The following is a 21,905-nucleotide window of genomic DNA, read 5'->3' as shown; positions in this document are numbered from 1 at the left end:
ATGGCGACGAGGCCACCACCACGGGCGCTCTCGACATAGCCCTTGTTACAGTCATCCTACAGCCATCCCGGCACCCGTTCAGAGCTTGCCGAAGACGCGGCGTCCTTTCACCCGGGTCGCTGTTACTGCGGGAGCCTCCCTCCCCTGGCTCGCCGAGTCCGCTTCGGCTTGCACAGCGACCGCTTGCTCGCTCAACCACCCGCGTGTCGCCAGCCAGCGCACGACGGCGTCGGGCTCCACCCGCCCCTCCAGGACGTCATCGGGACGTTCAGCGTCGATCAGCACCGGGATCCTCTCGCCGTACCGGCGAAGCAGGGTGTCGTCTTCGCTGATCTCGATACGCTCGATGGTGAACTCCACCCGGGCAAGGGCACGCACCAGGGCTTCCATCTGCTCGCACAGATGGCAGCCCAGGGTGGTGTAGAGCGTCAGCACCATCACGACGCCTGCCGATGGCGGATGAGGAAGCAGTGGTGCAGGTCCGGCCGGCGGCTGAAGTCAGGGTCGAAGGTCTGACGCGAGATGTCCTTGACCTCGAAGTCGACGGCAAGCTCGTCATCCATCTGAAAGCGCCGCTGGTTGTTGGAGAACACCAGGGTACCGCCCGGCGCCAGCCGAGCCATGGCCAGGCGCACCAGGCGCGGATGGTCCCGCTGGACATCCAGGGTGTCTTCCATCTTCTTGGAGTTGGAGAAGGTCGGCGGGTCCATGAAGATCAGGTCGAACTCGCCGCCTGCGGTCTCCAGCCAGCGCAGGCAGTCGTCGCGCACCACCCGGTGGCGCGACGGGTCGAGCCGGTTGAGCGCGAAATTGTCCCGCGCCCACTCCAGGTAGGTGTTGGACATGTCGACGCTGACACTGTCACTGGCGCCGCCCTCGGCCTCGCTGCCGAGCGCTGCCTGCACCGTGGCCGTGGCGGTGTAGCAGAACAGGTTGAGAAAGCGCTTGCCGGCAGCCATCTCGCCGAGCATACGGCGCACCGGGCGATGATCGAGAAACAGCCCGGTGTCCAGATAGTCACGCAGGTTGACCCATAGCGTCGCGCGACCTTCGGTGACCTGGAAGCGCTGGCCGCTGCGCCCCTGCTTCTCGTACTGGGACTTGCCCTGCTGACGCTTGCGCCGCTTGATCACCACCTTGCCGGGGTCCACTTCCAGCACCTCGGGAATCACCCCGAGGGCATCGAACAGACGCCGCTGGGCCTGGGACGGGTCGATGGACTTGGGCGCGGCGTACTCCTGGACGTGGACGTGATCGCCGTAGACATCGATGGCCAGGGCATACTCGGGCATGTCGGCGTCGTACAGCCGATAGCAGCTCTCGCCGCTGCGCTTGAGCCACTTGCGCAGCTTCTTCTGGTTCTTTTCCAGACGGTTGGCAAACATCTGGGCGCCCTCGCTACGAGGTGCCGTGGATGTTGCCTGGGTATCGGAGGACGCCGCCCCTTCACCTGCCCCGGTGGCCGGGCTGGCCTGGCCGTCGACCGTCGACGTCGCCTCACCGTCATGGCCGCGACCCTGGCTCCGATCCCGGTTCTGATCCTGGTTCTGGTTCTGGCTCTGGCCATCGCGGCGTGCGATATCGATCAGCAACAGCTTGGCCTCGAGCGGGCCGTTTCTCAGCGCGTACTGCTTGTGGGCGCGCATGCCGAGACGGTGGCCAAGGTCCGGATTGCCGGTGAACAGCGCCAGGCGCCAGCCACCGAAGTCGGCCTTGAGCCGCTCGCCCAGGTCCGAATAGAGCCGCACCAGCTCCGGCAGCTCGCCGATACGCTCGCCGTAAGGCGGGTTGCTGATCACCAGCCCCGCAAGCTCGGGGTCGAGCACCCGCGGCCGCGCCAGGCGATGCACGCTGGCGCCATCGAGGTGGATCAGCGCCGGGATGCCGGCGCGCATGGCGTTGGTCTTGGCCGCCGACAGCGCCGGCGGGCTCTGGTCGAAGCCAAAGATCACCGAGCGCGCGCGTTTTCGTCCGATGCTCGCCCGGGCCTCGGCCTCGCGCAGGACCTCGCGCCACAGCGCCGGGTCGTGGCCGGCCCAGCGGGCAAAGCCGAAGCGCTCCCGGTTCAGGTTGGGCGCCATGTCGGCGGCCATCAGCGCGGCCTCGATCAACAGCGTGCCCGAGCCACACATGGGGTCAACCAGCGGCGCGCCCTGCTTGGCCAACTCCGGCCAGCCGGCGCGCACCAGCAGCGCCGCCGCCAGGTTTTCCTTGAGCGGGGCGTGGCCGGTATCGCGACGATAGCCGCGCCGGTGCAGGCTGTCGCCGGACAGGTCGATGCCCAGCGTCAAGCGGCCACGGTGCAGGTGGGCATACAGGCGCACGTCGGGATTACGGACGTCGACATCGGGACGCGCCTGGCCGGCCGCACCAAGACGGTCGACCACGCCATCCTTGACCGTCTGGGCGCCGAAGCGGGTATGTCGAATCTCGTCACTGCGACCATGAAAGTCCACCGCGATGGTGGCACCGGCAGGCAGATGGCGCTGCCAGTCGACGGCGGCGGCGGCATCGTGCAGGGCATCCGGCGTTTCGACGCCTTCCGTTCGCGACAGACACAGGATGACCCTGTTGGCCAGGCGCGACCACAGACAGGCCCGGTAGGCACCCTCGAGATCGCCCTCGGCGTTCACGCCTGCCACGGTGGTCTTGCCCGGTGTCAAGCCGAATGTGACTAGCTCGTCGGCTAACAGTTGTTCGATGCCCCGTGGACAGGTTGCCAGAAGGTCAAGCTTCTCAGGCACTTGCTTCTCCTACATTAATGATGACTGCGAAAGCCATTATTCGGTTAACCATTTCATGACGACAAGGTGAACAGGTTGTTACAAAACAACAGTCGACAATGCCGAGCGGCTTACGCTATCAATGGAATGGTAGCTACGAGATACGACACATGTGTCCCTGTCAACAAGCCTTCATTTCGTGCGACTCGGGAGAGCCTGCACATCGCAGGGCTTGGGCATCACGGGCCTGCCGCTTGCATCCCCCGAATTTCCCGCAGGGGCAGGTCAGATTGGTACCTTTGTCACGAGGTAGACCCATGAAACGACAGAAACGTGATCGCTTCCAGCGTGCCTATGTACATGGCTACAAGGCCGGTCTCTCGGGTAGATCCCGCGATGACTGCCCCAGCCAGGACATCAATCTACGGGAATACTGGATGAGCGGTTGGCGTGAAGGTCGTGGGGACCAGTGGTCGGGCATGACGGGAGTGTCCGGCATTCACAAGAACCCCATGGTGCTCTGATAACGCAGTACTGTCGAGGTAAAGGAAAGACCCGCCAAGCCCATGGCACAAGACGCCATGGGCTTTTTGCTGCCCGCCCTTTCAGCGCGCCGACGCCAGCGCCCTGGCGCACTCCCGGACCAGCCCCGGTCCGCGGTAGATAAAGCCCGAATACACCTGCACCAGATCCGCCCCTGCCTGACGCTTGGCCACCGCCGCCTGGCCACTGTCGACGCCGCCGACGCCGATGATCGGCATGTCGGGCAACGCCTGGCGCAGCCGCTCGATCACAAGGTTGGAGGCATCGAACACCGGGCAACCCGACAGTCCGCCCTGCTCATCGGCGTGCGCAAGCCCTTGCACCGCTTCACGGGATACCGTGGTGTTGGTGGCAATCACCGCGTCGATGCCATTGTCCGCCAGCGCCCGCGCCACCAGAACGACCTCTTCCTCGTCCATGTCCGGGGCGATCTTTACCGCCAGCGGCACACGACGCCCACTCTGTTCATCGAGGCGAGTGCCTGTCGAGCGCAGGCGTCCGAGCAACTCATCGAGGTGGTCGCCGAACTGCAGGTTGCGTAGCCCCGGAGTATTCGGTGACGAGATATTGACCGCCACGTAGTCGGCGTGAGCGTGAACCCGCTCCAGGCAGTAAAGGTAGTCGTCACCGGCGTCCTCCACCGAGGTGGTCAGGTTCTTGCCGATATTGATGCCGATCACCCCGCGGTAGCGGCTGGCCTTTACCTGCTCCACCAGGTGATCCACGCCGAGGTTGTTGAACCCCATGCGATTGATGATGGCGCCACGCTCGGGCAGGCGGAACAGCCGGGGCTTGGGGTTGCCGGACTGGGCCCTGGGGGTCACGGTGCCGACCTCGACGAAGCCGAAGCCCAGCGCCCCCAGGGCGTCGAGGTGATCGGCGTTCTTGTCGAGCCCCGCCGCCAGGCCGATACGGTTGGGGAAGCTCAAGCCCATCACGTTGACCGGATCGTCCACGCGGGCACCTGCCAGCAACCGCGTCGCCTTCACGCGCGCCGCCCAGTCCAGCGACGTCAAGGACAGGCCGTGGGCCCGTTCGGGATCCAGGCGAAACAACAGGGAGCGGGCGAGATCGTACATGGCGTCTCCGAGGCGAAAAAGGACGAGGGCGCGCGGCCGGGCGCGAGTATAGCGCAGCCGCGACGCCACGACGACTTCCTGAATCAGACCTCAGCCGTTTTGCCCAAACGGGCTTTCATCCCAGGTCGTCAGTGTCCAATGTCCCCTTCGGTAAACAGAAACTCGCGTAGATACTTGTCCATGGCGGGATCCTTGCGGCGCAGCCACTCCAGGGTCATGGCCGCGTGCTCCTTTTCCTCATCACGGTTATGTTCGAGGATCTTGCGTAGATCTTCGTCCTGACAGGCGTCAACTCGCTGGTTGTACCAGTCGACTGCCTCCAGTTCCTCCATCAACGACACGATGGCGCGATGATAATCCCGGGTCTGCGCCGTCAACTCTTCCACCGGTTCGTGGTAGCCCTCGCTCGATCCAGCCATTCGCCACTCCTTTTCTTTGTAAATAGTTGTGTTCTACTAACTCCATCAACGTAGGACACGATCGTTGTCTTGTCAGTCAGCGACATATGCCGGGAGGGCCCATGACAGAAGTGACCGAGACGTTTGAAAGCCAGCTGTCGCGCATCCACCTGGCCCTGGAAGACGAGAACCCCCAGGAGGTCTCCGAGGCCCTGGAGGATCTCGAACCCGCCGAGGTCGCCCTGCTGCTCGAATCGCTGCCGCTGAGCGAGCGCATCAGGCTATGGGAACAGGTACCAGCGGAGGACGACGGCGAAGTCCTGCTGCACGTCCATGACGAGGTGCGCAGCACCCTGCTCGAGGACATGGACCCCGAGGAGATCGTCGCCGCCACGGCAAGCCTGGACACCGCCGACCTGGCAGAGCTGTTCGAGGACCTGCCCAAGCAGGTGGCCGAGGACATGCTGCGCACCATGGACGAGATGCAGCGCACTCGTCTGCAGGAGACCCTGTCGTTCGAGGAAGACAGCGCCGGGCGCCTGATGCGCACCGACGCCATCGGGGTGCGCTCCGACGTCACCCTCGAGACGGTGCAGCGCTTTCTGCGCTGGAAGGAGTCGATCCCGGACAACACCGACAACCTGATGGTGGTGGACCGCATCGGCCACTTCGTCGGCGTGCTGCCGCTGGCCCGGCTGGTTTCCCATGATCAGGAGACCTCGGTGGCGGAGCTGATGGACGCCGACGTCGACGTCATCCAGGGCGACATGAAGTCCCGCGACGTGGCCACCCTGTTCCAGACCCACGACCTGACGTCGGCCCCGGTGGTGGACAACGACGGCATGTTGATCGGCCGTATCGTCATCGACGATATCGTCGACGTCATCCAAGAGAACTCCGAACAGGCGCTGATGAACATGGCCGGCCTCGACGAGGAGGAAGACCTGTTCGCGCCGGTGTTACCCAGCGCCAAGCGTCGTGCGGTATGGCTCGGCATCAACCTGCTGACCGCCTTTCTCGCCGCCTGGGTCATCGGTCAGTTCGAGGATGCCCTGGAGAAGGTGGTGGCGCTGGCGGTACTGATGCCGATCGTCGCCAGCATGGGCGGCATCGCCGGCAGCCAGACCCTGACCCTGGCCATTCGTGGCCTCGCCCTTGGCCAGATCAGCAAGACCAACAGCAACTGGCTGCTGCGCAAGGAGGTCGGCATTGCCCTGCTCAACGGTGTCGTCTGGGCACTGGTGGTGGCGGTGCTGGCGGTGCTCTGGTTCAAGAGCGTGGCGATCGGCGTGATCATCGCCGCCGCCCTGGTCATCAACATGCTGGCCGCCGGGGTCTGCGGCATCGTGATTCCCCTCGTGCTCAAGCGCATGAACATCGATCCAGCGCTGTCCGGCTCGGTCATTCTGACCACCGTCACCGACGTGATCGGCTTCATGTCCTTCCTCGGCCTGGCGACGATCTTCCTGCTGTAGCGCTTCGCTGAGCGGATTCATCGACCGGCCATCACTGCCCCACGGGCACTGATGGCCGATCGATGGTCCCGCCACCTGCATCGCTAGTCTGCCGGCACCTGCCTCCCGCTTGGTGCGCCCCTCGTCTGCTGTCGCTTATCTGCCGGCTCTTGTTTACCATCCCTTGCCTGCCGTCTCCTGTCTGCGACACCCCCCGTCGCCGGTACGCTACTCTTGTGCTGCTGTGCTGATTCGTTAGCATGGTCAGCAAGGCGCGGGTGACAAGCGCCCATCCCTGCTGGAAACAGGGATCCCCGAGACGGAAAAGGAGAGACCGCATGATGATCAAGACTCGCCCCATGATGCTTGCCCTCGGCGCCGTTGCCGCCCTCGGCCTTGCCGGCTGCGCCAGCGACAGCGCCTCGATGGAGAAAGAGAGCACCGACTACATCGTCACCGGGCTCGGCGATGATCGCCAGGAAGCCCTGGAAGAGGCCAAGGAGCGCGCACTGGAGCAGTGCGAGGCCCAGGATCGCGACGAATTCATCATCGAGGAGCAACAGGTGCTTGGCCCCAACACCAGCCCGGAAAAGCGTGAGCGCGCCGAGGCCATGGTCGAAGGCGGCACCGTCAACGAAGACACCAACCTGGCGGCGCTGAACGACGACAGCGAAGGCTTCAAGGCAATCTGGAGCATCAGCTGCCGCTAAGCCTCGGTCCGTTGGTTGCCGACAATGCCTGCAAAGGCCAGACGCAAGAAGGGCGCCCCTGGGGGCGCCCTTCTTGCGTTGTGTGTACCGCCACTTAGCAAAAACCACCGCGTTGTGTGAACCAACGCCACGGATTCACTCGATCGGTGTCGGCTACGACGAGGACGCCCGTGGGCGTCCTCTAGTGGTCGACTCACTGACCCGGGGTCTAGACCTCGCTGTTGCTCTCGGCCAGATCCACCAGCTCACGCACCGCCACGGCAAACAGCGGGAAGCCGCCCTGGGCGCCACTGTCGACCTCGTTGATCAGGCGGCACCAGCGCTTGTGCATGGACTCGTGGTGCTTGAGCCACTGATCGACACGTCCGGCGGTATCGCGGGCGCCGCTCTCCATCTTCATCACGCTGGCGGTCAACGCCATCTGCTGACGCTCGATGTCGTCGCGGAAGGTCTCCCGCGCCTGGGCCTGCCAGCTATCCTTCACCGGCAAGGCGGTAACCTGCTGGATCATCCACGGCAGCTCCAGACGGGCGCCGATCTCGTAGCAGACCTCGGCCACCTTCTGCGGCTTCTCGTTGACCTGGCGGGCGGTCTGGATGATGCCCAGCGCCGCGTACAGGCTATCGGCCGCGGCCACGGTGGAGGCCAGCGCCTCGGGCACCCCGGCGTCGACGAGTTCGTCACGGCGGGCCTGCCAGGCCTCGAGTTCCTCGCCACGCAGACGCTTGCCGATATTCTCCTGCAGCTGGGCAATACGCGGCTGGTAGTACTCGATGCAGTCACCGGCAGCCTGGCCCGAACGATGGCGCAGGAACCAGCGTGAAGCGCGGCGAATCATGCGCATCAGGTCGAGCATCATGCCGTACTGGATATCGGTCGAGATCTGGTTGTCGAGCGCTTCGATCTGCTCCCACAGCTTGGGCAGCTGGAAGCTGTCACGGGCGATGACGTAGGCCCGCGCGATGTCCGCACGCCCCATGCCGGTGGAGTCGATCAGCCGGCGGGTGAACACGATGCCCATGTGGTCGACCAGATCGTTGGCCAGCTGGGTCGCCACGATTTCGCGCTTCAGGCGGTGGCTCAGGACCTGGTCGCGGTAGCGCTCCACCAGGCTCTGGGGGAAGGCCCGGGTGGCGTGCTGGGCGATGATCTCGTCGTCGGGCACGTCGGAAGCGATCAGGTCGCCCTTGAGCGTGCTCTTGGCGTAGGAGATCAGCACCGACAGCTCCGGCAACACCATGCCCTGGTCATTGGCGGAACGCTCCTGGAGCTCCTCGTCGGAGGGCAGGAACTCGAGTTCGCGATCGATCTGACCGGCCGCTTCCAGTTCGCTGATAAAGCGGCGATAGGGCCCGATCCCCTGGTGGGACAGCCGCTCGGACAGATCCAGCGCCAGGGTCTGACGATAGTTGTCGGTCAGCACCAGCTCGCTGACTTCCTCGGTCATGTCCGCCAGCAGCTGATTGCGCTGCTTGTCGGTCATGTCACCGTTGGCCACCACCTCATCGATCAGGATCTTGATGTTGACCTCATGGTCGGAGCAGTTGACCCCGCCGGCGTTGTCGATGAAGTCGGTGTTGACGCGCACACCACGCGCCGCCGCCTCCATGCGCCCGCGCTGGGTCAGGCCAAGGTTGCCGCCCTCGCCTACCACTCGGCAGTTCAGTTCCTTGCCGTCGATGCGCAGCACGTCGTTGGCCTTGTCGCCGACCTCTGCGTCGGTCTCGGTGCTGGCCTTGACGTAGGTGCCGATGCCGCCGTTCCAGATCAGGTCGACCTTCGAGCGCAGCATCGCCTGGATCAGCTCATTGGGCGGCAGCTTGTCTTCGCTGATGCCGAAGACCTCCTTCATCTGCGGCGTGATCTTGATCGACTTGGCCGCACGGGAGAAGACGCCGCCGCCTTCGGAGATCAACGAGGAGTCATAGTCTTCCCAGCTGGAGCGCGGCATCTCGAACAGGCGCTTGCGCTCCTTGAAGGTGCTGGCCGCATCCGGCGTCGGATCGACGAAGATGTGCATATGGTTGAAGGCACCGACCAGGCGAATGGTCTCGGACAGCAGCATGCCGTTGCCGAAGACGTCACCGGCCATGTCACCGATACCGACCACGCTGAACTCGTCGGACTGGGTGTTGATGCCGAGGCCACGGAAGTGGCGCTTGACCGACTCCCAGGCGCCCTTGGCGGTGATGCCCATCTTCTTGTGGTCGTAGCCGTTGGCGCCGCCGGAAGCAAAGGCGTCACCCAGCCAGTGGCCATACTCGATGGAAATCTCGTTGGCGATGTCGGAGAAGGTGGCGGTGCCCTTGTCGGCCGCCACCACCAGGTAGGGGTCGGCCTCGTCGTGGCGTACCACGTTCTTCGGCTCGACGACCTCGCCACCGACCAGATTGTCAGTCACGTCCAGCAGCGCGCGGATGAAGGTCTGGTAGCAGGCGATGCCTTCCTTCTGGGTGGTCTCGCGATCGGCACCTTCCGGCATGCGCTTGCACACGAAGCCGCCCTTGGCCCCCACCGGCACGATCACCGAGTTCTTGACCTGCTGCGCCTTGACCAGCCCGAGCACCTCGGTACGGAAGTCCTCGTGGCGGTCCGACCAGCGCAGGCCGCCACGGGCGACCTTGCCACCGCGCAGGTGAACACCCTCGACCCGCGGCGAGCAGACGAAGATCTCGAACATCGGGCGCGGCTTGGGCATGCCGGTGACCTTGGACGGTTCCAGCTTGAACGACAGGTAGTCCTTGAAGCCGCCGTCTTCGGTCTTCTGATAGTAGTTGGTGCGCAGGGTCGCCTGGATCAGCTCCACGTAACGACGCAGCAGCCGGTCGTCGTTGAGGCTGGCGACGTCGTCGAGCAGGCCATTGATGCGCTCGACGCAGGCCTCGATCTCACCCTCGGCGGGACGATCCTCGGGATCGAAGCGCAGCTCGAACAGGGTCACCAGCTCGCGGGTGATCTGCGGGTGGGCCACCAGTGCATTGGCGATGAAGTTCTGGGAGATGCCGAAGCGGATCTGCTTCAGATAACGCGCGTAGGAGCGCAGCATCGCCACTTCACGCCAGTCGAGGTTGGCGCCGATGATCAGACGGTTGAAGCGGTCGTTGTCCGCCTCGCCGGCCCAGATGCGCTGGAAGGCCTCGATGAACGGCTTGCGCATCTCCTGCAGGTTGACCTCGGTGTCGGTGTGATGCTCCAGATCGAAGTCGTGGATCCAGTAGCTCTCGTCCACCGCCTCGACCTCGTAGGGGCGTTCACCGATGACCCTGAGCCCCAGGTTTTCCATCATCGGCAGCACGTCGGACAGCGGAATCGGCTTGCGCTTGTGGAACAGCTTGAGGTTGACGCCGCTGCCCTCTTCCTCGATCAGTCGGTACAGCGACAGCGCCAGCGGCTTGCCGTTGTCCAGCTCGCCGATGTGCTGCAGGTCGTAGACCGCGGTGCGGGCACTGAAGTCTTCCTGGTAGCTGGCCTGGAAGGCGTCGCGGAAGCGATCCAGCAGCTGGTTGGCGTGTTCCTCGCCGAAGCCTTCGATGGCGGCATTGAGCAGATCGTCACGCCAGTTGCGGGCGAGCCGCGCCAGCTTCTCTTCCAGCGCCTTGATGTCGTAGTCGGTCGGCGTGTCGCCGTTGAAGCGCAGGATGAACTGGATCCGCGCCAGCACCGATTCGGACAGGTAGGTGTTGAAGTCACCGAAGGTGGCGTCGAGTTCCTCGCAAAGCAGGTTCTGCAGACGCAGACGAAGCTCGGTCGAGAACACATCGCGCGGTACGAATACCAGGCACGAATAGAAGCGACCGAAGCGATCCTCGCGGATGAACAGCCGCACCCGGCGACGTTCACGGATATCGAGGATACCCAGCGCCGTCTGGGCCAGCTCGTCGGTGTCGATCTGGAACAGGTCGTCGCGGGGATAGACCTCGAGGATCTGGGTCAGCTGCTTGCCGTTGTGGCCCTTGGGGTTGAAGCCGGCGATATCCATCACCGTCTTGAGCTTGCGCCTCAGGATCGGAATATGACGCGGCGAGTCGTTGTAGACCCCAGCGGTGAACAGCCCCAGAAAGCGACGCTCGCCGATGACGTTGCCCTTGTCGTCATAGCGATCGATGGTCACGTAGTCCGGATAGGTGGGACGGTGGACGCGGGCGTGGAAGGCGCTCTTGGCGAATGACAGAAGCTGCGGCACCAGCACGTAGCGATCGCCCTCGACTCCCTGGTCGGTGCGGATACGCTGGCGATACTGGGCATCGGACAGACGGAACAGACCGAGCTCGCTGCCGTCGACCTGATTGAGGCTCTGGCCACCGTTGTCCTTGTCGACGGTGAACTCGTCATAACCGAGGAAGGTGAAGTTGTCTTCCAGCATCCATTCGAGGAAGGCCACCGCCTCGTCGTGATCGGCCTTGTCGATCGGGCCCGGGCAGCAATTCTTGAGCTCGTCGATGGTCTCGCGGATGCGCGCGCGCATCGGATCGAAGTCCGCCACCGCCGTGCGCACTTCCTTCAGCACCTCGTGGATGCTCTGCTCGATGGCCGACAGCTCCTCGGGGTCGGAGTGACGATCCACCTCGATGGCGATCAGCGACTCACGATGCTCGGGGGCGTCCTTTTCACCCGGAGACGACACACGCTCGACCCGGTGCTGCTTGTCACGAGCGACCGACAGTACCGAATTGTGGATGGCGTGGACGGTCATGCCACGACGGTTGAGCTCGATGCGCACCGAGTCGACCAGAAACGGCATGTCTTCGTGCAGCACCGCGACAAAGGTGTGGGTCGACTGCCAGCCGTGCTCCTCGAAGTCAGGGTTCATGACCTTGACCTTGGGTGAGGCCGGATCGAACTGCTGCAGGAAGTGCCACACCGACAGGGTGGCGCCGTACAGATCATCCAGGCGCCGCTCGCTCAGATCCTCCAGCGGCACCGTGGAGTAGAAATGGCGAGCGAAGTCACCCACCAGACCGGCCTTTTCCTGATCGAGGCGTCCTTCCAGCTTTTCCTCGAGTTGCTTGAGCAGATCCTCGCGACTGTCATCCTGTGCGACGTGTAACATCCTCACCTCGGTTGGCGGCGGCCACTTCACTGTGGCCTGTGTAAAGGTAGTGACGAGCGTGCTGCGCGGCGCTACGCATCCGGCGCTCCTGGCGCATTCGGCAAGCTTACGCCAATCCCCACCCCACCCCCATCCAGATGCCCGCCTTCTCATGGAGCATGACGGTTACGCATCCCCCCTTGACAGCACGCTTGCGTTAGGCTCGTTGGCGCCTCAGGAGCGCCGTTCCAGCAAGACCCCGCACTCACAGTGATGGGTGAAGGGGAACTGGTCAAACAGAGCGAAACGAACGATGCGGTGCGTCCTGGTGAGCTGTTCGAGATTGACGGCCAGGGTGTCCGGATTGCATGAAATATAGACGATACGCGGGTATTCACTCAGTTGATCACAGCTGTCGGCGTCCAGACCGGCCCGCGGTGGGTCCACCAGCACTGTGGAGAAGTCATAGTCACCCAGGCACATCTCGTCCACTCGCCGGCCTGTTTTCTCCCCTTTGAGCGCAGAAGAGAAGTCTTCGGCAGACATCCGCGCGACAAAGGCATTGGTCACCGCGTTGGCCTCGAGATTGACCCTGGCGCTGGCCACCGAGGTGCGCGAGATCTCGGTGGCCAGAACCCGGCGAAAATTCTCTGCCAGGGCGATGGTGAAGTTGCCGTTGCCGCAGTAGAGCTCGACCAGGTCCTGCTGCTGGCTGCCCGCGGTCACCTCCCGTGCCCAGGACAGCATGGAGGCGCAGATGCGCGCATTGGGCTGGGTAAAGCTGTTTTCCACCTGCTGGTAGTGCAGTACCTGTCCGTCCACCTCGAGACGTTCCCACACGTGGTCGCGGGTCAGCACCAGCCGCTGCTTGCGTGAGCGGCCGATGATCATCACCCCAAGCTCGCGCTCGAGTTCCCGGGCATCCCGCTCCCAGTCGTCTTCCAGCGGCCGGTGGTAGATCAGGCTGATCAACGTCTCACCCGCCAGGGTGGTCAGAAACTCCACCTGAAACAGCTTGCGCCGCATCACCGGGTTGTCACGGATGGCGTCGAGCAGCGCCGGCATCAGGGCATTGATGCGTTCACTGGCCACAGCGAACTGGTCCATGCGTACCAGCCGCTTGTCGTCGGGGTCCTCGGGATTGACCTCGAACATCACATAGTAGAGATCGTCGCCCTCATGCCAGACGCGAAACTCGCAGCGTTGCCGGTAGTGACTCGGCGGTGACGGATAAACCTCGAGCTCGGGCGGAGAAAACCGCGCAAACTGCTCGACCAGGCGATCACGCTTGGCGGCGAGCTGTTCGGCATAGCGTTCGGGTTCAACGACGGGTATGGCCACGGAAACTCCTGGAAAACGATGAACAATAAACAAATGACGTGGGCGATGACGGCGTGGTCAACGCCGCTGCCGGACGGTGTACAAGAGGTGGGTCAAGCGCTGGGCACGTCCAGCAGGCAAGGGGCCGCAAAGCCGAAGGACGCAAGCCCTCGCGTCAGCCTTTCCGAGGCGTCCGTCGCACCTGACGAATCCCGCAATAGACTCGTGACCCAGGCCGCATCGAGGCCCTGTCGGGCATCCGGGCCCACCGCCACCTGGGCCGTCCGTCGGGCAATGGCGTCGCCGGAGTCTACCCAGGTGACGGCCCGCGGCATGGCCTCGTCGAGCCAGCGACGCAGCAAGGGAAAGTGGGTACAGCCCAGCACCACCGTATCGATACGGGCATCCTCCACGAGCGCTGACAGCGCCTGGCGAACCACCGCAGGATCGATAGCGTGCCCCTGGATGGCGCGCTCCGCCTCGGCCACCAGCGCGTCGGCGGCCACCTTCTCGACCTGGCAGTGCGGCGCATAGCTGTCGATCAGCCGCTGGGTGTAGGGCCGGGCGACCGTTGCGCTGGTGGCCAGCAGTGCCAGATGCCCACTGCGACTGGCCTGGGCGGCCGGCTTGATCGCCGGCACCGTGCCCACCACCGGCACGTCCAGGCGTTCGCGCAAGGCCTCCAGTGCCAGGGTGCTGGCGGTATTGCAGGCCACCACCAGGGTATCGGCACCGGTACGATTCACCGCCGCCTCGCACACCGCGACGATCCGCTCGACCAACCAAGGGTCCGGCCGCGTACCGTAGGGCAGCATGGCGTTGTCGCAGCAGTAGGCAAGCGCCGTATCGGGCAGATGGCGTCTGAGCGCCGCCACCACGGAAAGCCCGCCCACGCCGGAGTCGAACACCAGCACAGGTCCGGCCATCAAGCCTCCTCCCTGACGGGCAAAGCCCATGCCCACCGCCACTGCCGGACGGCGGGGAAATATCCACCACGATCGGATCGGGCCGCCATCGAGGCCGACCGGAGACGGGGAAGGAGGAGGGGCAAGAGGCTGAGCAAGGGAAACGGCACCTGAATCAACATGGGCGCCATTCTACCCGACATTGGCGGACCTGCATAAGCGCAGCAAGGGCGCCCACGGATACGCCAGCGCGCCGAGGTGAGCGCAGACGTCATGCGGCCCGAACCGGAGTTCGGGCCGACGACGTGATGCTCGAGAAGCAAGGAACGAACGAGGGAAAAACCGATCAGGCGGGTACCGGCTCCTCGCGTAGCTCGGCATAGAGTTCAGGGTAGGCCGCCTGGAGTCGCTCAAGTTCGGCGGTGGCGTTCTCCGGCAGGGCGTGGGCCAGGCGATCGAGATCTTCGTCCGAGAAGTGCTCGCTGATCAGCGGGAAGAGTTCCTCACGCTCTTGGCGAAGGTAAGCACGGTGGCTGTCCAGGTACTGCTTGAGGTCATCGGCAAACTGGTCCATGGGGATGGCGACATCCATCAGGATCATGTCGATGTCACGGGACAGGCGCGTCAGCCGGGCCTTGAGCTTGCGGTAGTCGCCGGACAGTTGCTCGGCCACTGCCTCGCTTTCGGGGGCCAGCTCCTTGAGACGGTCGGTACAGATCTGCTCCAGGGGCAGGGTGAACCCCGCCATGTAGTCGAGAATATAGTCAACCACCTCCCTGACGAGCTGGAAGTTGGGCCGCTCTCCCTGCGCGAGGGTCTTTTGCTTGAGTTGCAGGACGTGCAGTATGCGCGCCATGTTGGCATGATCCCGTCGCAGTTGCTTTAGCATGGGCATGACGGAAACCTCCTGTGGTCAGCATGAGCTGAAGGCACCCTAGCTTAGACTGGCCTTCTCGGGTCAGGTTCCGGATCGTGCGGGAACCGGAATGTATCACCCTAGACGCATAATCGAGTTTTTGCCCGACGAAAATTGCCACATTCAGAAGGGTTGATTTCCTACACACCGCCTGAGCGTTGACGTCTGGCGCTCAATTCATTCTTCCCAGGAGTCGACGATGGACATGTTCGAACAGGCCCACCAGGAAGACGCCGCGCCCCTGGCCTGGCGCATGCGCCCGAGGTCCCTGGACGACTACGTGGGCCAGCCGTCGCTGGTGGGGCCAGGTAAGCCATTGCGGCGCATGGTAGAAGCCGGCCAGGTACGCTCGATGATCCTGTGGGGGCCACCCGGCGTCGGCAAGACCACCCTGGCCGATATCCTCGCCAGCGCCTCCAGCGCACGGCTGGAGCGCTTGTCGGCGGTCATGGCCGGGGTCAAGGACATTCGCGAGGTGGTGGAGCGCGCCCGGGTGGCCCAGGGCCAGGGGCAGACCACGGTATTGTTTCTCGACGAGATCCACCGCCTCAACAAGAGTCAGCAGGACGCCCTGCTGCCCCACGTCGAGTCAGGCCTTCTGACGCTGATCGGCGCCACCACCGAGAACCCCTCCTTCGAGGTCAATTCGGCGCTGTTGTCCCGGGCCCGTGTCCATGTGCTCAAGGCGCTGGACGAGGCCGCGCTGATCGAGGTCATGCGCCGCGCCCTGGCCGACCCCGAGCGCGGCCTTGGTCACCGCGACATCCGCGTCGAAGACGAGGTGCTAGCGATACTGGCGCGCGCCTCGGCCGGCGACGCCCGGCGCGCCCTGGGCCTTCTGGAGACCGCCTGCGACTTCACCCTGGCGGAAGGCGGTGCAGAGCGTCTGCCCCGCGAGGCGCTGGAAGACGTCATCGGCCACACCGCCAGCGCCTTCGACAAGCAGGGCGATCACTACTACGACCTGCTGTCGGCGCTGCACAAGTCGGTACGCTCATCACGCCCCGACGCCGCCCTTCTGTACATGGCCCGCTTTATCCAGGGCGGTGGCGATCCGCTGGACGTCATCCGTCGCCTGGCGGCCATCGCCTCGGAGGACGTCGGCAACGCCGACCCGCGTTGCCTGCCGCTGGTCATGTCGGCCTGGGATGCCTACCTGCGTCTGGGCGACTACGAAGGCCAGCGCGCCATCGCCCACGCCGCCATCCACCTGGCGGTGGCGCCTAAGAGCAACGCCATCGACCAGGCCTGGAAGAAGGCCCAGGCCTTTGTCGCGGCCCAGCCGAGCCTGGAGGTGCCGACCTACCTGCGCAACGCACCGACCAAGCTGATGACTTCCCTGGGCCACGGCGACGGCTACCGCTACGCCCACGCCGAGCCCAACGGCTACCCGGCGGGGTCGGCCCACGACTGCTGGCCCGAGGCAGTGCCGACCGAGCGCTTCTACCACCCCACCGATCATGGCCAGGAAGAGCGTTTCGCTCGCATCATGGCCTGGCGGGCGCAGCTCGATGAGGCCGCGGATGGCGGATGAGATAGCAGCGGAGGTGGCAGCGCAGATACCACTTGAGAAAAACCATCGGTCTTCGACGTGGGAAGGAAATAGGCCGCTGCAGCACAACCACGTATCGTAAGGAGCGAGCCAGGACCGCGACTACTGTGGGACTCAAGTGCCCATGGTGGGCACCCGATGCTCCGGAGGGACTGTCATGTCGGCCACCCAGCTACAGCAAGCTCGTCAGATCCTGGTACAGAACGCCCGTCACCCCAACCATCACGACGTGCTGCTGGCCTACGCCCGCCAGCAGGCGACACCCGCGGTACGTCGTGCGCTGTTCAAGCTGCTGTTCGGACCGAACTGAGGCCCACTGTCTGCCACATGTTGACCGCTCAGGCCGGCGCCTCTGGCCAGGTCTGGGCCGCCCACGGCGACCCAAAGGGACAAGTTCGCCGGCCACGTTGATCAGCCCTTGGGTGCCTCGCCCGGCTCAGCCGCCGACGGCGACTCCTGCTCCCAGCCGGGTTCGACGGGCGTTGGCTCGATAGCGGCGGCGTCTTCATCAGACTCGTGATGGTTCACCTCCAGCACGCCATCGTGGTAGCCGTCTTCATCGAAATAAGGCACGTACTGACCTTCTTCCGCTGGCGGCCCCACCATGGGCTCGGCCACGTCCACGTCCGGCACCACGTCGGACAGGTCTTCCATATGCTCGTGCTCCTTGGCGCCCGCCACCCACTCGTCGGTGACCACGAATTCCGCACCCACCGACGACAACGGCGTCGCCGGGGAGAACGGCACCACCGGCACCGGCGCCGGACGCACCAGGCGACGCCAGGCGAAGAACAGCACCAGGGCGCCACCGAGGGCGCCGAAGGCCATGAACAGGGCGGTATCGCCAAGCGCCGCCATTACCGGGCTGACCAGCGGCGGACTGACCGAGGAGCCAAGCGCGCTGATCAGCAAAAGGCCCTGACTCATGGGCACCAGGGCGCCGGCGGGTGCACGGTCCGCCGAGTGGCTGACCGAGACCGGATACAACGAGAAGACGCCACCGCCCAGCAGGAACAGCAGCGCGGCCAGCCCCCAGCTCGGCAACGGCAGCAGCAGCACCGCCAGCGAGATGGCCAGGCAGAACAGACCGATCAGGATCAGCACCAGCTGGCGGTCGTGACGATCCGACCAGCGGCCCACCGGATACTGCAGCAGCATGGCGCCGAGTACCGTTATCGCCATCAGCTGGCCGACCTCGGCCAGATCAAAGCCGGTACGCTGCAGATACAGCGGCATCAGGGCGTACACCGCAGCCGCCAGCATGCCGGAACCGAAGGCCCCCACCACCCCGGTGGGGGTGAGGATCATCAGGCGCAGCGGCGACAGCGGCTCGACCTTGTCGAGCAGTGGCGTGACCCGCGGAATCATCGCCATCGGCAGCACCGACAGCGAGGCCAGGGCACCGATGACCATGAAGGGGGCCGTTTCGCCCATATTCTGGGTGATGCCCAAAAGCAGCTGACCGAGCACACCTGAGCCGTACAGGGCGATCATGTACAGCGCCAGCAGACGCCCGCGCACCTTGGAGTCTCCGGAGGCCAGCAGCCAGCTCTCGATCACCAGGAAGACCCCGACCGTGGCCCAGCCACCGATCAGACGCAGGCCGAACCAGGCCACCGGATCCAGGATCAGCCCCTGCAGCAACACCGTCACCGCCACCAGCGAGGCGAAGCTGCCGTAGGCACGAATATGGCCGATGGCGAGCAGCAGCCGGTCGTTGAACAGGGCACCCAGGCCAAGACCGATGAAGTAGGCGCCGGAGACCCAGCCGATGACCACCGGCGATTCACCGGCGGCGTCCAGGCGCAGGGTGATAAGCGAAGACAGAAAACCGTTGCCGATGCCCAGAATGAATAGCCCCAGAACGGGGGGCAGGGCCATGGCCAGGAGTTGGGGAGACATGAGGAGTCGGGCTCCAGGGATGCGGACGACGCGGACGGCGGCGGCGGGTGGGTGTTGATGTTTCGAGTCCGTCCGTCGCGGTGCGTATCGACGACTCTTGGGCGGCGAATATACCCCCCTTTTCGCGCCTGTCAATGTCTTTCGAACGGCGTCACCCATGCATCTGTAACGCATTGTTGGTCAAGCATAAATCCGGCCTCAGTGACTCGTGTCACGGCGCATCAGAACCACATCGGCCGCGGGGAAGTCGACACTCATGCCAAGTGCCTCGGCCAACCAGCGAAAGCTCGTCTCGCTGAAGAACACCACATGGGTGGGATCACGAATATAGTGCCAGCGGGCAAAGTCCTCCGGCGTGCGCTTGGTCATCAGCCCCAGCCAGCCACCGGGTCGCAGTTGTCGCGCCAGCGCAAACAGCACCGGGCCGGGCGCGAACAGGTGCTCGACCACCTCGGTGGCGGTGATGAAATCGTAATACCGCTTCAGGTTCTCCGGCGCGGGATGGTAGTAGGGATCATGGATCCGAGTGGCAAACCCCGCCTCCTCGAACATCAGCGACAGCGTCGGACCGGGCCCCGCACCGAAATCGAGCCCCTCGGCACCCGGCGACAGACGCTCGCTCAGGGGATCAAACAGGCGCCCCAGAAAACGACGGTAGCCGGGATCATCCGGGCGGTTGTCGTGCTGATCGTAGACCGCCTTCTCGGCCTGCGGTCCCAGTCGCTGCTCGGGAGGCACCGCCACCAGGTCACATACCGAACAGCGAAAATAGTCGCGGCGCCCGTCCGCATGAAAGTGGTGCGTCGTCGGGTTTGCGCATAGCGGACAGCTTGGCATCGTCGTATTCTCTGGGACTTGGATCATTTGTGGAGAGAGGCATGCTGTCAGGTCTAGATCACCTGGTCATCACCGTGACCGATATTTCCCGCGCCGTGGACTTCTACACCCGCGTTCTGGGCCTGGACGTCCGCTATCGCGATACCGAGCGGGTCGACCTGATGCTCGGCGAGCTGGCCCTGCGCCTGCACTGGACCGCCACCGACGTGACCCCCAGGGCCGCCACCCCTACCCCAGGCAGCCTCGACGTCTGTTTCAAGAGCCATCTGCCGCTGGCTGAGGTGAAGGCTCACCTCGATGCCCTGTCGGTCGAGGTGGAACTGGGCCCCGTGGAACGTCAGGGTGCCACCGGCAAGATCGAGTCGCTGTATCTTCGCGACCCGGACGGCAACCTGCTGGAGATCAGCCGTCCGCTCAAACAGGAGTAACGTCGGTCGTCCCTGCGGGTCGCTTCGCCTGTCATGGCAATGCGGCACAGGCTGGGTATGATAACGGGGCCGTATGACATGCACCCAAGGGACCATGGATGAGCCAACACGACCTTACGCCTCAACGACCCACTGTCGAGCCTCCCTCACCTGGCGACACGCCCCCCGCCGACACCACCATGTCGCTGGTGGGCTACGCGCTGCTGCTGGCCAACCTGGTCACCGGCTTCACCGCGGTGATAGGGGTGATCATCGCCTACGTCTACCGTGGCAAGGGCCCCGAGTGGCTAGACGAGCACTATCGCTACCAGATCCGTACCTTCTGGATAGGCCTGCTCTACGGCATCGTGGCGTCGATCCTGACCTTGATCGTGATCGGCCTGCCGCTGCTGCTGGCCCTGGCGGTGTGGTTGATCGTGCGCTGCGTCAAAGGCTTCAAGGCACTGCAGGAAAAGCGCGCTCCGGACAATGTGGAAAGTTGGTTGATCTGATATGAACGTCCCCTGGCAACAGCGACTCCAGGCTACCGCGATATCACGCCTGTGGCGGATACTGTCGCGTCTGTCACCGACGACCCTGTGGCGACTCAGCGTCGCCCTGGTCAATGTGGCCTACCCCCTGCTCAAGCGCGAACGCGCGGTGACCAGGCTCAACCTGGAAGTGGTCTATCCCGACCTTACCGAGGCCCGTCGCGCCACCCTGGGGCGCGAAAGCCTCAAGCATTCCACCGCCACCATGCTGGAACTCGGCTTTGCCTGGCAGGGCGACCCCGACCGAGTGGCCGACAGCATCGTCGAGGTACATGGCCGCGAACTGCTGGATGATGCCCGCGCCGAGGGCAAGGGCGTGATCATCCTGGCGCCTCACTTCGGCAACTGGGAGGTGCTGAACTTCTGGCTGTCGAGCCACTTCCCCTTCACCGCCATGTACGAGCCGCCCAAGCTGGCACCGCTGGACCCGATCATCCGCGCCGGGCGCGAGCGCTGCGGCGCCAGCCTGGTGCCGACCAACCCCCGAGGCGTGGCGGCGCTGCTCAAGGCGCTCAAGCGATCCGAGGCCGTCGGCATCCTGCCCGATCAGGAACCCAGCTGGGGCAGCGGCGTTTTCGCGCCCTTCTTCGAGCGCCCCGCCTACACTGCCACCCTGTTGCCCAAGCTGGTGTCGCGCACCAATGCAAGGGTCGTGACCGGCGTCGCTCTGCGCCGTCCCGGGCGGGGCTTCGCGCTGTACTTCCTGGCCGCCGACGAGCGCGTCTACGATGAAGACGAGACCATCTCCTGCAGCGGGGTCAATGCCAGCATCGAGGCGGTGATCGCACTCGACCCGGCCCAGTACCAGTGGGAATACAAGCGCTACACCAAGACCCTGGAAGAACAACGTGGCGATCCCGACTTCCGCCGTTACCGCCTCTACAGCTCGAGGAACATGAAGTGACGACAGCGTCAGTGTCACCGCCGCCGGAGACTCGCGTCGGCCACGTCCTCTATCTGCTCTACCTGGCAGGGCTGGTGAGCGGATTCGTGACACTGTTGATCGCGCTGGTCGTCGCCTACGTCTATCGCACCGACGCCGCCCCCTGGCTGCGTGCCCACTACCAGTTTCTGATCAGCACCTTCTGGATCGGCCTGCTCTACATGGTCGCCGCGGTGGTACTGTCGGTGCTGATCATCGGCCTGGCACTGCCCCCACTGCTGGTCACCGCCTGGTTCGTGATCCGCTGCATCGTCGGCTGGCGTGCCCTGCACCAGCGCCTGCCGCCGCCCAGGCCATCCAGCTGGCTATGGTAGGCGCGGCAAGACTCTTCCCCCAAACATGCAACCTCCCTTCCTGGACTCCCAGTCGTTCGCTCTTGGCCACCTGAACGTTACCGCTCAGTAACCTGCCCACCCCGACACCGTCGCTAATCGGCGACACGGAACCCGAACTGGCACAAATCCTCAAATGCACTCCGCTGACATCTATTGCAACTTTTGTCTCGGCCAATAGGCTAGATTAAAGACTGGCTCGATTTGGCATAGAAAGCGACATAGAAAGTGGCATAGAAGGTCGCATAGAACATGCCATCGATGTGAACGGCAGAAGGATCCCCTACACCCCCAGCGGGCGACC

Annotated in this window: 19 protein-coding genes; 9 read left to right on the top strand and 10 right to left on the bottom strand. The window is 64.4% G+C overall.

Annotated features, from left to right (window positions below):
- Nucleotides 1-78: 78 nt before the first annotated feature.
- A complete protein-coding gene (locus C6W88_RS04445; protein ID WP_231498503.1) occupies nucleotides 79-438 on the bottom strand; it encodes a glutaredoxin family protein in 360 nt (119 codons plus the stop codon).
- Nucleotides 438-2,744 carry a bifunctional 23S rRNA (guanine(2069)-N(7))-methyltransferase RlmK/23S rRNA (guanine(2445)-N(2))-methyltransferase RlmL gene (gene rlmKL, locus C6W88_RS04440; RefSeq protein ID WP_108131585.1) on the bottom strand — a complete coding sequence of 769 codons (2,307 nt, stop codon included), beginning with the start codon at nucleotides 2,742-2,744 and terminating at the stop codon, nucleotides 438-440. The genes C6W88_RS04445 and rlmKL overlap by 1 nt, the downstream gene beginning before the upstream one ends.
- Nucleotides 2,745-3,040: 296 nt before the next feature.
- Between rlmKL and rmf the strand changes: the two genes are divergently transcribed.
- Nucleotides 3,041-3,247 (top strand): ribosome modulation factor, encoded by a 207-nt coding sequence (gene rmf / locus C6W88_RS04435; RefSeq protein ID WP_045994893.1) that lies wholly within the window; start codon nucleotides 3,041-3,043, stop codon nucleotides 3,245-3,247.
- Between the two features lie 81 nt (nucleotides 3,248-3,328).
- Here rmf and C6W88_RS04430 read toward each other — a convergent pair whose 3' ends face one another.
- Entirely contained in the window at nucleotides 3,329-4,345 is a 1,017-nt protein-coding gene (locus C6W88_RS04430) for a quinone-dependent dihydroorotate dehydrogenase (protein ID WP_045994909.1), read from the bottom strand.
- Between the two features lie 128 nt (nucleotides 4,346-4,473).
- Nucleotides 4,474-4,764, bottom strand: a complete 291-nt coding sequence (locus C6W88_RS04425) for an encapsulin-associated ferritin-like protein (RefSeq protein ID WP_045994894.1) — start codon at nucleotides 4,762-4,764, stop codon at nucleotides 4,474-4,476.
- Nucleotides 4,765-4,865: 101 nt separating this feature from the next.
- Here C6W88_RS04425 and mgtE point away from each other — a divergent pair, with 101 nt between their 5' ends.
- Both mgtE and C6W88_RS04415 read left to right on the top strand, forming a co-directional pair.
- The gene (mgtE, locus tag C6W88_RS04420; protein WP_108131584.1) at nucleotides 4,866-6,218 is read left to right on the top strand and encodes a magnesium transporter; all 1,353 of its coding nucleotides are present in this window, start codon (nucleotides 4,866-4,868) and stop codon (nucleotides 6,216-6,218) included.
- Between the two features lie 317 nt (nucleotides 6,219-6,535).
- On the top strand, nucleotides 6,536-6,907 hold the full coding sequence (locus C6W88_RS04415; RefSeq protein WP_045994896.1) for a hypothetical protein: 372 nt from the start codon (nucleotides 6,536-6,538) through the stop codon (nucleotides 6,905-6,907).
- Nucleotides 6,908-7,115: 208 nt separating this feature from the next.
- Here the strand turns inward: C6W88_RS04415 and C6W88_RS04410 are convergent, their stop codons facing one another.
- The 4 genes from C6W88_RS04410 to C6W88_RS04390 form a co-directional block, all read right to left on the bottom strand.
- The gene (locus tag C6W88_RS04410) at nucleotides 7,116-11,957 is read right to left on the bottom strand and encodes an NAD-glutamate dehydrogenase (RefSeq protein WP_108131583.1); all 4,842 of its coding nucleotides are present in this window, start codon (nucleotides 11,955-11,957) and stop codon (nucleotides 7,116-7,118) included.
- Between the two features lie 213 nt (nucleotides 11,958-12,170).
- Nucleotides 12,171-13,277 (bottom strand): tRNA (uridine(54)-C5)-methyltransferase TrmA, encoded by a 1,107-nt coding sequence (trmA, locus tag C6W88_RS04405; protein ID WP_108131582.1) that lies wholly within the window; start codon nucleotides 13,275-13,277, stop codon nucleotides 12,171-12,173.
- Between the two features lie 92 nt (nucleotides 13,278-13,369).
- Nucleotides 13,370-14,182, bottom strand: a complete 813-nt coding sequence (gene murI, locus C6W88_RS04400; RefSeq protein ID WP_108131581.1) for a glutamate racemase — start codon at nucleotides 14,180-14,182, stop codon at nucleotides 13,370-13,372.
- Between the two features lie 325 nt (nucleotides 14,183-14,507).
- Nucleotides 14,508-15,050, bottom strand: coding sequence for a hemerythrin domain-containing protein (locus C6W88_RS04390; RefSeq protein WP_045994910.1), 543 nt, complete (start codon nucleotides 15,048-15,050; stop codon nucleotides 14,508-14,510).
- Between the two features lie 226 nt (nucleotides 15,051-15,276).
- Between C6W88_RS04390 and C6W88_RS04385 the strand changes: the two genes are divergently transcribed.
- Complete coding sequence (locus C6W88_RS04385; protein ID WP_108131580.1) at nucleotides 15,277-16,611, top strand: replication-associated recombination protein A; 1,335 nt, start codon at nucleotides 15,277-15,279, stop codon at nucleotides 16,609-16,611.
- A gap of 175 nt (nucleotides 16,612-16,786) precedes the next feature.
- Nucleotides 16,787-16,939, top strand: coding sequence for a hypothetical protein (locus C6W88_RS21485; protein ID WP_156088597.1), 153 nt, complete (start codon nucleotides 16,787-16,789; stop codon nucleotides 16,937-16,939).
- Nucleotides 16,940-17,040: 101 nt separating this feature from the next.
- On the opposite strand, the gene C6W88_RS04380 is transcribed toward C6W88_RS21485, so the two are convergent.
- Both C6W88_RS04380 and C6W88_RS04375 read right to left on the bottom strand, forming a co-directional pair.
- Nucleotides 17,041-18,531, bottom strand: coding sequence for an MFS transporter (locus C6W88_RS04380; protein WP_108131579.1), 1,491 nt, complete (start codon nucleotides 18,529-18,531; stop codon nucleotides 17,041-17,043).
- 198 nt (nucleotides 18,532-18,729) lie between these two features.
- Nucleotides 18,730-19,368, bottom strand: a complete 639-nt coding sequence (locus C6W88_RS04375; RefSeq protein ID WP_108131578.1) for a class I SAM-dependent methyltransferase — start codon at nucleotides 19,366-19,368, stop codon at nucleotides 18,730-18,732.
- A 41-nt stretch (nucleotides 19,369-19,409) separates the two neighbouring features.
- On the opposite strand from C6W88_RS04375, the gene C6W88_RS04370 reads away from it, so the two are divergent.
- The 4 genes from C6W88_RS04370 to C6W88_RS04355 all read left to right on the top strand — a co-directional run bounded on the left by C6W88_RS04370 (nucleotide 19,410) and on the right by C6W88_RS04355 (nucleotide 21,583).
- Nucleotides 19,410-19,796, top strand: coding sequence for a VOC family protein (locus C6W88_RS04370; protein WP_108131577.1), 387 nt, complete (start codon nucleotides 19,410-19,412; stop codon nucleotides 19,794-19,796).
- Nucleotides 19,797-19,894: 98 nt separating this feature from the next.
- Nucleotides 19,895-20,287: a DUF4870 family protein gene (locus C6W88_RS04365; RefSeq protein WP_045994904.1), complete on the top strand. Its 393-nt coding sequence runs from the start codon at nucleotides 19,895-19,897 to the stop codon at nucleotides 20,285-20,287.
- 1 nt (nucleotide 20,288) lies between these two features.
- A complete protein-coding gene (locus tag C6W88_RS04360) occupies nucleotides 20,289-21,230 on the top strand; it encodes a lysophospholipid acyltransferase family protein (RefSeq protein ID WP_045994905.1) in 942 nt (313 codons plus the stop codon).
- Nucleotides 21,227-21,583 (top strand): DUF4870 family protein, encoded by a 357-nt coding sequence (locus C6W88_RS04355; protein WP_231498501.1) that lies wholly within the window; start codon nucleotides 21,227-21,229, stop codon nucleotides 21,581-21,583. Before C6W88_RS04360 ends, C6W88_RS04355 begins: the two co-directional genes overlap by 4 nt.
- Nucleotides 21,584-21,905: the final 322 nt, after the last annotated feature.

The organism is Halomonas litopenaei (genome assembly GCF_003045775.1).
GTDB classification, from domain to species: domain Bacteria; phylum Pseudomonadota; class Gammaproteobacteria; order Pseudomonadales; family Halomonadaceae; genus Halomonas; species Halomonas litopenaei.
The sequence above is the reverse complement of the archived record's forward strand: the minus strand, read 5'-3'. Positions and strand labels throughout refer to the sequence as shown.